Source organism: Micromonospora sp. IBHARD003, assembly GCF_056106285.1.
This window is the reverse complement of the sequence record NZ_JBWBBX010000001.1, coordinates 5362959-5376282: the sequence shown is the minus strand read 5'-3', so window position 1 is coordinate 5376282 and position 13324 is coordinate 5362959. Positions and strand designations below refer to the sequence as shown.

General features: G+C 68.6%; 11 protein-coding genes. 6 read left to right on the top strand and 5 right to left on the bottom strand.

The window, feature by feature from the left end:
• Nucleotides 1–4: 4 nt before the first annotated feature.
• Nucleotides 5–604 carry a helix-turn-helix domain-containing protein gene (locus tag ACTWOL_RS23925; protein WP_474298816.1) on the bottom strand — a complete coding sequence of 200 codons (600 nt, stop codon included), beginning with the start codon at nt 602–604 and terminating at the stop codon, nt 5–7.
• Nucleotides 605–718: 114 nt separating this feature from the next.
• Entirely contained in the window at nt 719–1579 is an 861-nt protein-coding gene (locus ACTWOL_RS23920; RefSeq protein ID WP_474298815.1) for a S1 family peptidase, read from the bottom strand.
• A gap of 143 nt (nt 1580–1722) precedes the next feature.
• On the opposite strand from ACTWOL_RS23920, the gene ACTWOL_RS23915 reads away from it, so the two are divergent.
• Nucleotides 1723–2232, top strand: a complete 510-nt coding sequence (locus ACTWOL_RS23915; protein WP_474298814.1) for a DinB family protein — start codon at nt 1723–1725, stop codon at nt 2230–2232.
• Nucleotides 2233–2440: 208 nt separating this feature from the next.
• The gene (locus ACTWOL_RS23910) at nt 2441–3352 is read left to right on the top strand and encodes a LysR family transcriptional regulator (protein WP_474298813.1); all 912 of its coding nucleotides are present in this window, start codon (nt 2441–2443) and stop codon (nt 3350–3352) included.
• Between the two features lie 139 nt (nt 3353–3491).
• Here the strand turns inward: ACTWOL_RS23910 and ACTWOL_RS23905 are convergent, their stop codons facing one another.
• Nucleotides 3492–4307, bottom strand: a complete 816-nt coding sequence (locus ACTWOL_RS23905) for a S1 family peptidase (protein ID WP_474298812.1) — start codon at nt 4305–4307, stop codon at nt 3492–3494.
• Between the two features lie 484 nt (nt 4308–4791).
• On the opposite strand from ACTWOL_RS23905, the gene ACTWOL_RS23900 reads away from it, so the two are divergent.
• Nucleotides 4792–5235 carry a DUF6924 domain-containing protein gene (locus ACTWOL_RS23900; protein ID WP_474298811.1) on the top strand — a complete coding sequence of 148 codons (444 nt, stop codon included), beginning with the start codon at nt 4792–4794 and terminating at the stop codon, nt 5233–5235.
• Nucleotides 5236–5800: 565 nt separating this feature from the next.
• Nucleotides 5801–7024 carry a S53 family peptidase gene (locus tag ACTWOL_RS23895; RefSeq protein WP_474298810.1) on the top strand — a complete coding sequence of 408 codons (1224 nt, stop codon included), beginning with the start codon at nt 5801–5803 and terminating at the stop codon, nt 7022–7024.
• A 230-nt stretch (nt 7025–7254) separates the two neighbouring features.
• On the opposite strand, the gene mptB is transcribed toward ACTWOL_RS23895, so the two are convergent.
• A complete protein-coding gene (mptB, locus tag ACTWOL_RS23890; protein WP_474298809.1) occupies nt 7255–8763 on the bottom strand; it encodes a polyprenol phosphomannose-dependent alpha 1,6 mannosyltransferase MptB in 1509 nt (502 codons plus the stop codon).
• A gap of 451 nt (nt 8764–9214) precedes the next feature.
• On the opposite strand from mptB, the gene glsA reads away from it, so the two are divergent.
• Nucleotides 9215–10870 carry a glutaminase A gene (gene glsA, locus ACTWOL_RS23885; RefSeq protein WP_474298808.1) on the top strand — a complete coding sequence of 552 codons (1656 nt, stop codon included), beginning with the start codon at nt 9215–9217 and terminating at the stop codon, nt 10868–10870.
• 128 nt (nt 10871–10998) lie between these two features.
• Nucleotides 10999–12033, top strand: a complete 1035-nt coding sequence (gene glnII, locus ACTWOL_RS23880) for a glutamine synthetase (protein WP_474298806.1) — start codon at nt 10999–11001, stop codon at nt 12031–12033.
• Nucleotides 12034–12373: 340 nt separating this feature from the next.
• Here the strand turns inward: glnII and ACTWOL_RS23875 are convergent, their stop codons facing one another.
• Complete coding sequence (locus ACTWOL_RS23875) at nt 12374–12907, bottom strand: DUF4395 domain-containing protein (protein WP_474298805.1); 534 nt, start codon at nt 12905–12907, stop codon at nt 12374–12376.
• Nucleotides 12908–13324: the final 417 nt, after the last annotated feature.

Sequence of the window (13324 nt, the reverse complement as noted above, 5' to 3'; positions counted from 1 at the left end):
GCGGCTACCCGCCGCGCGGCTTCGCCCGGACGTGCATGCGCTCGCCCTGTGCTCCGAAGAGGCTGAGGATCTCCACCGGCGCCTGACCGGTGCTGCCGAACCAGTGCGGCAGCCGGGTGTCGAACTCCGCGGCCTCGCCCGCCCTGACCACGATGTCGTGGTCGGCGAGCACGAGACGCAGATTGCCGCTGAGCACGTACAGCCATTCGTAGCCCTCGTGCGTACGGGGTTCGGGCGTGCTGCGGCTGGAGGGCATGACCATCTTGAACGCCTGCAGCCCGCCGGGGTGCTGGGTCAGCGGAACGATCGTCGCGTCGCGGCGTCTGATCGGCTTGAGCCGCACCCGCGGGTCGCCCACCGGCGGCGCGCCGACGAGTTCGTCGAGCGGCACCTCGTAGACGCGTGCGAGGGGCAGCAGGAGTTCGAGTTGGGGCTTGCGCTCGCCGGACTCGAGGCGGGACAGGGTGCTGACCGAGATGCCGGTGGCCTCCGAGAGCCGGGTCAGGGTGATGCCGCGCTTGGTGCGCAGCGCGCGCAGTCGCGGGCCCACGGCGGCCAGGACAGCGGCATCGTCGCCGACGCCGGCGGCATCGTTGTTTGCCATGGCAGCAACAGTACGTTGCCGGATCGGCCGGATGGCCGGAATCCGCACAGCGGATGCCGTGTGCCGGACACCGATCGTCGTCGGTGTCCGGCACACGGCCGGGGCGGTCGCGTCCTACGGCTTGGGCAGCGTGCAGCCCGCCCGGCCGAGGTCGATCTTGTTGCCCGTGCCGACGCACGGGACGACGATGTACGTCTCCTGGGCGTAGTTGATGCCCTGGCGGACCGTCACGGCGCCGTTCTCGTCGACCTCACACGGGTTGTTCACCGTGCAGCGTGCGCCGTCCTCGTTCCCGGTGTTGTTGACGGCCACGACCTTGCCGGTGGCGTTGTCGACGACGGGCGAGCCGGAGGTACCACCGATGGTGTTGCAGGACGAGGTGTAGCGGACCGAGTCCTTCCAGGTCCAGTCGCCTTCCTTCAGGCGGTAGGCGAAGCCGTCGATGTTGCAGCTGTAGATCCGCTTCCAGTAGCCCGAGACCACCTTGATGGCGGTGCCCTTGACCGGGTGGCCGGCGTTCAGCTCCAGCGCCTTGATGCCGTAGCGGCTCTCGATCTGCGCGTAGGTACTGGTGAGCTGGTACAGCGAGATGTCGGTGTCCGTCATCGTCGCGTACGCGATCTTGCTCGCGCGCAGCGTTCCGACTCTGCTGCCCGAGGCGTTGAGGAGGCCGAAGGAACGGCTGGAGGGCTTGTCGACGACGACCTCACCGGGGCCGGGGAAGCCGGTTTCGAGGCAGTGTCCGTTGGAGAGCACGAGGGCGGGGTCGTTCGCCGCCGAGCCGGGCATACGGACGACGGAGCCGGAACAGTTGCTGAGCGCGACGGTCCCGGCGAAGTTGACCGCCTTCACGGCCTTCACGGCCTTCTCCGCCGTGGGTGCCGGGGCTTCGGCCGGAGCCGACGCGATCGCGGGCGCGGTCCCTGCTCCGAGGAGCGTGAGGGCGAGGAGCGCGCCGACGAGAGGCTTGTTCATGTGGGGGTCCCCTCTTGCGACAGGAGAGTCCGGAGCGGCTTCCGGACATGTCATGCGCATTGTCGAGTGTGCCTCGCGCCTCATCAAGGGTCCCTTTCAAGTCAGTTGACGATCGCGGCCCGCCCATGCCTACCGTGATCTCCATGACGGAAGACACACGTATCGGGCCACCCGTGCGCGGCGCCGAGCGCGAGATGCTGCGGGGCTTTCTCGATTTCCACCGCGCGACGCTGGCCATGAAGTGCGAAGGCCTGTCCGACGACGAGTTGCGCCGGCAGTCCATGCCGCCGTCCACACTGTCGCTGCTCGGACTCGTCCGGCATATGGCGGAGGTGGAACGCTCCTGGTTCCGCCGGGTGATCGCGGGCGAGGAGATCCCACTCGTCTGGTCGGACGAGGGCGACTACCAGGCGGCGTACGACGCGACGGGGGCGACGCGTTCGGAGGCGTTCGCCGCGTGGGAGACGGAAGTCGGGCACGCACGCCGCATCGAGCGCGAGGCGGAATCGCTCGACGTCACCGGATACCAGGCCAGATGGGGCGAGGAGGTGTCGCTGCGGCTCGTGATGCTGCACCTCATCCACGAGTACGCACGCCACAACGGGCACGCCGACTTCCTCAGGGAGGGGATCGACGGAACCGTCGGCGCCTGAGACGCACGGAGGGGGACGCGGGGGTGGGAGGAACCGGACCGAGGACGGGGGTGGGTCGGCACCCGCCCTGCTCCCGCCTTCGGTCCGGACCTCGGCGGGACAGGGGCGGGTTGCCGCCCGTGGGCCCTGGATTGATCATCAGTCAGCTCGCACACCCCAGTCAATCCTTGAATTAGCTTGACGATCTCCAAGCGATAGCTTGGGGGTTGTGACCCTTGACGATCTGCGCGTCTTCGTCGCGGTGTGCCGGGCCGGGAGCCTCAGCGCCGTCGCCCGCGACCTCTCCTGCACACAGTCGGCGGTGAGCCACCATGTGAAGCGGCTGGAACGGGAGACGGGCGTCCGCCTCCTCGAACGCCGTCCGCGTGGAGTCGTGCCCACCCCTGCGGGACGCATCCTGCAGGCGGCGGCCGCGGACGGCATCAGCGGACTCGACCTCGCGCTGCACCGCCTCGAGGAGCTCGCGAGGGGTGAGGCCGGATCCGTACGCGTGACGACGGGCGCCACGACGGTGCGGCACTTCATGGCGGACGCCGTCGTCGACTTCCACCGGCGCTATCCCGAGGTGCTCCTGGAGTTCCGGACGGAGAACTCCAGCCGCAGTTGCTTCGACGCACTGTCCGCCGCCGCGCTCGACCTCGCCTGGATCACCATCGGTGCCCCGGTGCGCGGCATCGAGCAGCGCACCGTCGTCGAACTGCCCTGGGTGCTGGCCGTACGCACCGATGACCCGCTGGCCGGGCGGACGGCGGTCGAGGCCGCCGAACTCGCCGCCCTGCGCCACATCCGGCTCCCGGAGAACTCTGCCTCCCGGGCACACCTCGACGCGGCCTTCGCCGGGCTGGGCGTTTCCGTCCCCTCCGGCACCAGCGTCGCCGACTGGGACACGGCCATCCTGCTGGCCGGGCTCGGCCTCGGCCACGCGGTCATACCGCGACTGCCCGGCCGGCCCGTTCCGGACGAGGACGGGCCTGTGGCCTTCGTGCCCGTCCCCGAACTGCCCCACCTGCGGGTGGGCTGGGCCGTACGCCGCTGGGACGCCCTGACACCCCCGGCCAGGACCTTCGCCGACACGGTGAGCCTCAGCTGCACACAAGGGCTGCCGGGCTCCGACCGATAGGTCACGGCGGTCCGGGAAGCGGGGCCGTCGTCGCGGCGTAGTGGGCGGCGGCCACCCACAGGACGGCTCCCCCGGGATGAAGGGCGGAACGCCCCACCCGAGGGTGGGGCGTTCCGCGACCGTTGTCAGGCGGTGTCTTTCACTTGGTGAGCTGTTCGTTGATCTTCGCGGAGAACTCACTGACACGTGTGTACAGGCCGGGATAGCCCGGCTTGCCGCAGCCGATGCCCCAGGAGGCGATGCCGGCGACGACACCGTTGACCACCAGCGGGGCGCCGCTGTCGAATTGGCAGGTGTCGACACCGCCGTCGGCGAAGTTGCCGGCGCACGTGTACTGGTGGGGGTCGTACGAGTCCCCGTACGAGGCGGCGCTCGCGCAGGAGGAGTCGGCAACCACCTCGGTGGTCGCCGCGCGCAGGACTCCGCCGTCGATGGCGCTGGCGGAGGTGGTGCCCCAGCCGAGGATCCGAGCGGTCCGGCCGGGCTGGTAGAGATCGCGCGAGTTCGGTCCGGCGATGGGCAGGGTCGGGGCTTTGATCGGCGACTTGAGGGTGAGGACGGCGACGTCGTTGCGGTAGCCGGTCTCGCCCTTGTAGGTGAAGGTGGAGTAACCCGGATCGCGCCAGACACTGGCGACGGTCACCTTGGTGCCGGCAAAGGACAACATCTTGTCGCGGCCGGAGACCACCTCCAGGAGTCCTGGGACCTTGACGAAGGGGTCCACACAGTGCGCCGAGGTGAGGACCTTGGTCGGGGCGATCAGTGTGCCGCCGCAGAAGGCGAACGGGATCAACGCGGGCTTGACCGCGACGGCCCAGGGGGAGTCCGCCGCCCTGGCCGGCTGGCCGCCCTGGATTGCCGCGGCAGGGGTGGCGGCGGTGAACAGCGCGGAGGACGCCAAGGCTGTTGCGGTGAGAGCCGTGAGGGCGCGCTTGCGTATGGGGGTGATCCGCATGACAGATTTTCTCCTTAACACGCAGTGGGGTTCGTGGTTCGTTCAGTTGCTTCGCCCCGCTCCTCAGGACAGGAGGGGGCCGGAGGGAGTGTCGACGGCGTTGGCGGGGGCACTCTCAGCCGTGCCACTGGAAGGCAGACCGGGCTGCGCGCTTGGTCGGAGCACGCGGCCATCAGGCGAAGGCCGCTGCCTGAGTTGACGCTCATCGTCACTGGCGGGTCTCAAGTTCCTTGCGTACTCGGGCGTTTGTGGTCCCCCTCCGCACACCTAGATGGCCGCCGACGGCAGTGGGTTCCCAACGATGGAGGCTCCGCTGCGGGTCGCGCACACCCAACGCGCCGGACGTGGCCGTGGCTCCGAGAAGCTGTTCTCATCCTCCTTGCTCGTGTGTGAACCGTGAGGGATCGAGCGCCGTAAGCCTTCGTTGGCATGTGGCCCTGGGCCCGGCCTCAGGGGCCGGTCCGGCTTCGAAACGGAACGAGAGGTGGAAACGGTGAAGGAGCTCCCCGCCGGCGAAGGCGCCTTGGTGATTCGTACGGATTTCTCCCATCAGCAGATATGGGACGACGTGTGCAAACTGATCCGTGCGTGGGCCCCCGAAGGCTTGCTCATGGATGTGCGGTTCGTGGATGACCCGAGCTATCACGGCATGACACCGCAGCAGCTTGTTGCCCATGTGCCCGATGAGGCCGAATATCCGTACCTGGCTGTTGTGGATGCAGTCACCACCGCGTCGCCGGGACGACCACAAGATCGAAGCCTGCTCCTCATCGATCTGGACGACGAAGAGCCAGGCAGCTCGTTCCGCGCCCTCGCCTCAGAGCTCGCGGGGATCGACGCCAACCTGGCCGTCGGAAATCTGAGCTTCGGTGAGTACCTGGAAGGATTGGACGAGGGCGGCGTTTACGGGGCATCCCGAGGTCGCTGAGCTGCTGCCTTGTGTTGCTGGGTTGTGCTGTGCCGCTGTGTTGTGATTCCGGGCGGGTGCCGGGCCGCTTCGGGGGCCGGGGGCAGGTTCGGCTGGTCGCCGGACCGTCCTGGTCGGGAGGGGAGGCCCGACAGGACGGTCCGGCAGCCTCATACGGGCGAGGGGCCCTGGTTGCCCCATGCCTCCGGTCAGGCGCGGCCGGCGGAGTCTGTACGACGCACCCGTCGCGGTGAGCAGGTCCCTCCTCTGACCGCGCAGGTCGCGCGGGCGGGCAAACGGCCGGCGACTGACCGACTCGGTCGGCTCCCGGCTGTTCCTTGACCGTATGGGCTGGGCCTGTGCGCTGTACGGGTGGTTCATGTACGCCAACTGACGGCTCATCGGGTGACGTTCAGGACGCTGTGCCGCTCCCCGACCGACAGTGGGCCGCACGGCAGACGCCGTGACGGGACGTGCGGACAGACGCCGACGCTGCGACATGACAGGGGAGGCCGCCGACCCGGATGCCCGACGGCGGCAGCCCTCCGGAAACAGGGGGACAGCCGTCCGATCCCGAAGGAGTGTCATGCGCGGTGTCCGCCCGATCCGGTCGCTGCTGGCCACGAGCCTCACCATGGTGGGCCTGGCTTTCATCCCGCCGGCCGCACCCGGCTTTGCGGCGCCCGCTGGTGCTCAACCGAGCGGCCAGGCTGTCTGCGCTCAACCGTCCGAGCCCGACCAGACAGCCTGCCTGGCCACGATCCGCACCGACTCGCCGTCCATGTACTCCACCCCGCCGAACACGAAGCCGCCCGGCTACGGTCCCCAGGACATCCGCAGTGCCTACGACCTTTCCCGCCGCCACGGCGACGGCAGGACAGTGGCCATCACCGTCGCCTTCCACAACCCGAACCTGGAAAGCGACCTGGCCGTCTACCGACGCCAGTTCAGACTCCCGCCCTGCACGAAGGCCAACGGCTGCCTCCGCCAGATCAACCAACGCGGCGGTCTCACTCCCCCGTCCGGCACCAACAGCGGCTGGGCACTGGAGTCCGCACTGGACGTCGACGCAGTGAGCGCGGCCTGCCCGGGCTGCCGGATCCTGGTCGTCGAATCCGACAACAACCTCCTCGGCAACCTGCTCGCTGCGGTCGACCAAGCCGTCACGCAGGGCGCCAAGGTTGTCTCGAACAGCTGGGCCCTCACCGGCGGGGAAGTCCCGTTCGAGACTTCGTTCGATCACCATTTCCGTGACCGCCCCGGCGTAGCCTTCACCTTCCCCGCGGGCAACGGTGGATACGGAACGACCTACCCGGCCGCCTCGCCCTTCGTCACCTCGGTGGGTGGCACATCCCTGAATCGAGCCCGCAACCGTCGCGGCTGGACCGAGAGCGCCTGGTTCCGCACCGGCTCCGGCTGCTCCCTTTACGAGCCCAAGCCGCCTTTCCAGCACGACCCGCTGTGTGCCAAGCGCACCATGAACGACGTCTCCGCGGTCGCCGACCCCACGACCGGCCTTGCGGTGTACAACACCTTCGGGACGTTCGGTACCGGCTGGCGAGTGGTCGGCGGCACCAGCCTGTCCACCGCACTGGTCGCCGCCATGTACGCCCTGGCCGGCGACCCCGCCCCCGGTACCTACCCCAACTCCTACCCCTACGCCCGCCCGCACGCCTTCAACGACATCACCACAGGGACCAACGGCACCTGCGGCGGCACCTACCTGTGCACCGCCGTCCCCGGATACGACGGACCGACCGGCGTTGGCACCCCGCGCGGTGTTGCCGGACTGAGTGGCCGGTCCTGGTAGACGTCGACGGAGTCACGCCCTCACGCCATACCCACGCACTGCCCACCGGGACGCGCGAGTCGAACAGACCGGCTCGCGCGTCCCGGAATTTGTCTCGATCACATGACCGTCGAAGACGATGTGCATGGGGCGCAGTCCGTTCCTCGAGGTGGTCGAATCCGGCCCAGGATGGGCCAGTCACACCTGCGAACCCACCGGCCGGCGCGACGGAGGATGCCGCGGTGCGGGCCTCAGCCGCTGGTGACCCTGAGCGGGTCCTCCTCGGCGCGGGGCCGGGGCAGCGAGGGCTTTCCGTCGGGGACGTGCCTCCCGTCCCCGCGCAGGGCCAGTACCGCGATCACGGCGGCGAGTGCGCCGAGTACGAAGCCGTACACCGGGGTGTGTCCCGAGGGCTGGGTCTCGTACACCAGGGCCGTGCAGAGCACCATCAGTGCGCCGACGACCCGGCTGTCCCACACCGCGGTCGCCGCGACCGCAGCCGTGCCCCACAGCAGGTACCAGGGCTGCACCATCGGCGAGAGCGCGACGAGCGCCAGCAGGGACAGGCCCAGGCCGTGGACGGGATGGAGCCGGCCGCGCAGGGACCGGACGGCCAGGAAGGCGATCGCCGCCAGCGCGGCGGCGAGACCGAGGCTCTGGGCCGCGCTCTTGACCACGGCCGGGTCCGTGCCGGCGGCGAGCCGTGCCAGCTGCCCGGCCGCGAGGCCGAGGTCACTGGTCAGGGAGAGCGGAGTGTGCACCGCCGCGGCGACGCTCTGGGTGCGCAGCCAGCCGAAGCCGGTGCCGGCGAGCAGCGTCGCCCCCACCGCGACCGCGGCGGCGACCGCCGCCGGGCCGATGATCCCCTTGGCCGCACGTGCGATCACCGGACCCTGCCCGTCGCGCACAACGGTCACGGCGATGAACAGCAGGGCGACCGCCGCCGGCGATTTGATCATCATCGCGAGGGCGACGAGCGCACTGCCCAGTAGCCACCGCCCGCGCAGCGCACACACAACACCGGCCAGCATCAGGCCGATCATCAGCCCGTCGTTGTGCATTCCGCCCACAACGTGCATCAGCGTCAGCGGATTGAGCGCGGCCAGCCACAACGCCCGGCTCTCGTCGGCACCGCACTCCACCGCCAGCCGCCGCACCGACCACACGATCAGCGCGAGCGCGACGACGGACAGCAGCCTCATCCCGAGCACTGCGGGCACCACGGTCCCGCCGGTGATCCAGACCACTGACTTCGCCAGCAGCAGGAAGACCGGCCCGTACGGCGCGGGCGTATCGGTCCAGTTCCCGCCCACGCTCGCCGCCGCATCGGCGCCGAGCGAGCCGGGACCGAGCACCGAAGGCCCGCGCGCATAGACGTCGTGGCCTTCGAGCACCATCGCCCCCTGGGCGATGTAGCTGTACACATCGGCGCTGTAGAGGGGCGGGGCGAGGATCAGGGGCGCTGCCCACCAGGCGAGGGTGACCACGGTGTCGCGCACACGGTGCTCCCGGGGCAACCCGTACCGCTTGTACGCCCACCACGCGACGACCAGGAGCGTCAGACCGACGTACGCGAGGACGGAGGAGGCGAGGGCTGCGGCCGTAAGAGCGTCACGCCGCTCCCACAGGCCCCACGGGTCGTGCGCGGGCAGGCTGCCGGCGCCCAGCCCGCCGACGGCCATCGCGAGCGAGCCGGTCACCCCCAGCCGGCGCGCACCGGCCGCACTCCGCATCCCCATGAGCAGTCTGTTCTTCCCCACCGGTCCTCCTGCCGGCCAGGTACCGGCCGGGCCGCACGGACCCCGAGCGTAGCGCCCGGCCCGAAGCGCCAAGGGCGTGCACCTCACCGTGGAGAGCGAGGTGTCCTGGCTGAGGGCGAACGACGGGGAGATGCCGCGTAAATCCGACTCATGTCATTCATGTGGCAATGCTTCACTATCGTCCCGGTAGGTCCCGTCCGGGCGATCTTGAGGACTACCGCAGCCGGACGGGCTCCGGGATGGCTCCGCTTGACACCGCACCAGGGAGTTTCCGCAGGCCCGGGCATCGCACATCGACGAGCGGGGCCGACAACGGGTGGTTGGGGCCGATCTGTCGCAGTCGAATTCGAACCGTTTTCCCTTTCCAGCCGTTCCGGGATGTGAGCACCTCTTCCTGACGTCGTTTCAGCCTCTGAGGCGATACGGGCTATTCGAACCAGAAAGGAACACTATGGCCACTGTCCGTAAGGCTCAGATGGCGACGCGTAAGCGCTCCGCTCAACCCATCCCGAAGCGGGGAACTGTTCAGACCGGGGGCGAGCTCATGTACTACCGGAGACTTTTTGACTCGTTCAAGCGCGACGACAGCGGCAACATCTCCCCCGTCGAACTGCTCCGCCGGATCCAGAAGTCCGGGATCCAGCCGGACGACCCTCGCATCGCGGGCGCCTGGGCCGCTCTCGAAAAGAGCGCCGGAGGTCAGGCGCCGAGCCTGGACTTCGAAAGGTTCGTCACCCTCTGCCAGGGCGGCGGGCAGGTCGTGGCGAAGGCCATACGCGGAGACCTGATCATCGCGGAATTCGCGGAGATGCAGGCCGACATCAGCGAGATGTACGAACGCCTGAAGCATGAACGGCATGGTGCCGTGGCCGACTACATCCCGCAGTTGCGCAGGGTCGACCCAGAGCAGTTCGGCATCGCGCTGTGCACCACCGACGGGCAGCGTTTCGCCATCGGTGACACCTCCACGCCCTTCTGTGTGCAGTCGGTGTGCAAGCCCATCAACTACTGCCTCACGCTCGAAGAGCACGGTGCCGCCCTCGTGCACCGGCATGTGGGGCGGGAGCCCAGCGGCCGCGGATTCAACGAACTCACCCTCAACAGGGACGCCCTGCCGCACAACCCCATGATCAACTCCGGTGCGATCATGTCGAGTTCGCTGATCCGTCCCCGGCAGGACGTCGCCGACCGGTTCGACCATGTGGCATCGACCTGGCGGCGCCTGGCCGGCAACGGGACCATCGGATTCAACAACGCCGTGTACCTGAGCGAGCGCAAGACCGCGGACCGCAACTTCGCGCTCGGCTACTTCATGCGAGAGCACGGGGCGTTCCCCGAGGGCACCGACCTGGTGGAGACGCTCGAGTTCTACTTCCAGTGCTGCTCCATCGAGGCCGACGCCCGGTCGCTGTCGACGGTCGCGGCCACCCTCGCCAACTCCGGCATCAACCCGATCACCGGCGACAGGGTGTTCTCTCCGGACACCGTCCGCAAGTGTCTTTCCCTGATGTCCTCGTGCGGGATGTACGACTACTCGGGCGAGTTCGCCTTCACGATCGGGCTCCCCGCGAAGAGCGGCGTGTCCGGGGCGCTGATGCTGGTGGTTCCCGGCGTCATGGGCTTCTGCATCTGGTCACCCCGGCTCGACTCACTCGGGAACTCCGTGCGCGGCGTCGAGTTCTGCAAGGAGCTGGTGGCCCGCTACAACTTCCATGTCTACGACGCCTTCACGGACAGCGAACGCACGGGCAAGAAGGACCCCCGCCGCACCAGGAACCAGACCGAGGTCGCAACGACCATGCGGCTGCTGTGGTCGGCCAGTCAGGGCGATCTCGACGACCTGCAGGCCGCCCTGGCGGCTGGGGCCGACCTCAACGCCGCCGACTACGACGGACGGACCGCCCTTCATCTCGCGGCCTCGGAGGGCCATCGCGCGGTGGTGGACTATCTCCTCGAGAACCATGCCGACCCCCTCGCGGAAGACCGCTGGGGTGGCACTCCGGTGTCCGACGCCGAACGCGGAGGTCACGGCGCCGTCGCCGATGCGCTGAACAAACGGGCGCAGGCACTCGGCACGCCCCGGGCCGAGCCCGAGCCATCGAGCTGACGCCTCATCCACGCTTCAGCGCACACAGACTCCCGCTGCCGGATCCTGCCCGGCCGTCGGCAGACGGGACGAACACCCGGCCGGCACCCCCATGCCCGAGCTGACAGAGAAAGAAAACGGAGAGAAACATGGCCCTCAAGGCTGAGTACATCTGGATCGACGGCAACGAGCCGACCGCCAAGCTCCGCTCGAAGACGAAGATCCTCACCGCCGGTTCGGCGACCGGTCTGGCCGATCTGCCCATCTGGGGCTTCGACGGATCCAGCACCAACCAGGCCGAAGGCCACGCCTCCGACTGCGTGCTGAAGCCCGTCTTCACCTGCCCGGACCCGATCCGCGGCGGCGACCACATCCTGGTGATGTGTGAGGTCCTGAACACGGACATGACCCCGCACCCGACCAACACCCGGGCGCAGCTGGCCGGGATCGCGGAGAGGTTCGCGAACCAGGAGCCGATCTTCGGCATCGAGCAGGAGTACACCTTCTTCGACGGCGACCGGCCGCTGGGCTTCCCGGCCGGAGGCTTCCCGGCCCCCCAGGGCGGCTACTACTGCAGCGTCGGCGCCGACGAGATCCACGGCCGTGACGTGGTCGAGGCGCACCTGGAGAACTGCCTCGCCGCAGGTCTGGGCATCTCCGGCATCAACGCCGAGGTCATGCCCGGTCAGTGGGAGTTCCAGGTCGGCCCGCTGGCGCCGCTGGAGGTCGCCGACCAGCTCTGGGTGGCCCGCTGGCTGCTCTACCGCACCGCCGAGGACTTCAACGTCTCCGCGACGCTCGACCCGAAGCCGGTCAAGGGCGACTGGAACGGCGCCGGCGCGCACACCAACTTCTCCACGAAGGCGATGCGCGAAGGCTACGACGCGATCATCACCGCGTGCGAGTCGCTGGGCGAGGACTCCAAGCCGATGGACCATGTCAAGCACTACGGCGCCGGGATCGACGACCGTCTGACCGGTCTGCACGAGACCGCCCCCTGGAACGAGTACAGCTACGGCGTCTCCGACCGCGGCGCCTCGGTCCGCATCCCGTGGCAGGTCGAGAAGGACGGCAAGGGCTACATCGAAGACCGCCGCCCCAACGCCAACGTCGACCCCTACGTGGTGACCCGCCTGCTGGTGGACACCTGCTGCTCCGCACTGGAGAAGGCCGGCCAGGTCTGACCCCCGCACCACCGAGGAGGCGCCCGACCGGAACCCGGCGGGCGCCTCCACCCACATGCCCAGAACCTGCACCGCCAGAACCTTCGCGTACCGGCACCGGCACGTCGCGGCACGAGCCGCCGTGAACGCAGTCGGAATCGTGAGGACCACGAAGCCGCCGAATCGTCTCGGACCGACAAACGCCGAGGCCGTTCGCCGAGCTCGATCGCGATCGCGATCGACCGCAGCTCACGGCTTGATCCCACGTCGCTCGCCTGCGTCAGTCGACCGGGGGACGTCTCCGACACGGTCACACCACCTCAGAGGACATCACCTCAAGTAGCGTGCCCCCTCGGGCTGTCTACTCGGTCGTAAGCGGCTTTGCGGCGGGGATCTCACACACGCCGTGGGCGCAGATCTCGTACGCCTCGTCCTTCTTCGCCCACCCACGCCGGATGAGAAACCCATGGATTTCGCAGCCCAAGCAGATGCCCAGCACCGCCTCGCTCCACATCAGCAGCAAGCAGATCAGGCAGACCGTCCGCGGGAGCAGGCCGCGAACGCCGCTGTTCGTGATGATCGTCATCGAGAGCGAGAGCATCACGCCGAGCGTCCACGCGAATCGCTTGGGCTTCGCCGACACCCAGTCGGGCGGTTGGCGCCAGGTCAGCAGGCGCGCCACGACCCCGGCCGGGCTGTACCGGAGTCCGAGCGTCACACGGATCAGGAACTCGGCGAAGAAGAAATGGGCGACCACTTGAAGCGGAATGTAGTTCCGATCGAAGTGGGCGAAGGCGAACGCCACAGCGCCGACAACCATCGTTAGGCCGGCTGCGGCACGCACCTCGTTCTCATTGAACACTCCCGACCGGAGTTCCGAGCCGTCTGCTGCCACGCCTGGTATGACCTGGCCGTATGTTCTGCCCATCGGGGCCCCTCAATCCGTCTCGCAACGACCTCCGCATGCATCTGCTGCTCGTCTCGCCCTGCTGGAGGACCTCTGCAACCCGCGGAATCGGTCTAAATAATACTATTTCTGTTGTGTGTGCGTAAGGGATCAACGGCACTGCGTGTCTTCCCGGTTGGCTGCAGCCGAGGCGCTTGCACAGCGGGCCAGGCAAAAGGCCGAGCTCAGCCGAAACCGTCGGGGTGATCTCGCTTCGGTCTGGTGGACACCTGCTTGGGGACACTGGCAGGGCTCTTGCAAGGTCGATGTGATCTCGCGAAGGCCTTGGTTGGGCCTGGTGTGACCAGACAGGCCGAAGCTCCGTTGATGTGAGCGATTCATCAAGTCGCGTGTCATCAAAGGAGC

What these genes read in the sequence shown, in the direction of transcription:
- ACTWOL_RS23925 (WP_474298816.1), bottom strand. Translation starts at nt 604, where the DNA reads ATGGCAAACAACGATGCCGCCGGCGTCGGCGACGATGCCGCTGTCCTG.
- ACTWOL_RS23920 (WP_474298815.1), bottom strand. Translation starts at nt 1,579, where the DNA reads ATGAACAAGCCTCTCGTCGGCGCGCTCCTCGCCCTCACGCTCCTCGGA.
- ACTWOL_RS23915 (WP_474298814.1), top strand. Translation starts at nt 1,723, where the DNA reads ATGACGGAAGACACACGTATCGGGCCACCCGTGCGCGGCGCCGAGCGC.
- ACTWOL_RS23905 (WP_474298812.1), bottom strand. Translation starts at nt 4,307, where the DNA reads ATGCGGATCACCCCCATACGCAAGCGCGCCCTCACGGCTCTCACCGCA.
- ACTWOL_RS23895 (WP_474298810.1), top strand. Translation starts at nt 5,801, where the DNA reads ATGCGCGGTGTCCGCCCGATCCGGTCGCTGCTGGCCACGAGCCTCACC.
- glsA (WP_474298808.1), top strand. Translation starts at nt 9,215, where the DNA reads ATGGCCACTGTCCGTAAGGCTCAGATGGCGACGCGTAAGCGCTCCGCT.
- glnII (WP_474298806.1), top strand. Translation starts at nt 10,999, where the DNA reads ATGGCCCTCAAGGCTGAGTACATCTGGATCGACGGCAACGAGCCGACC.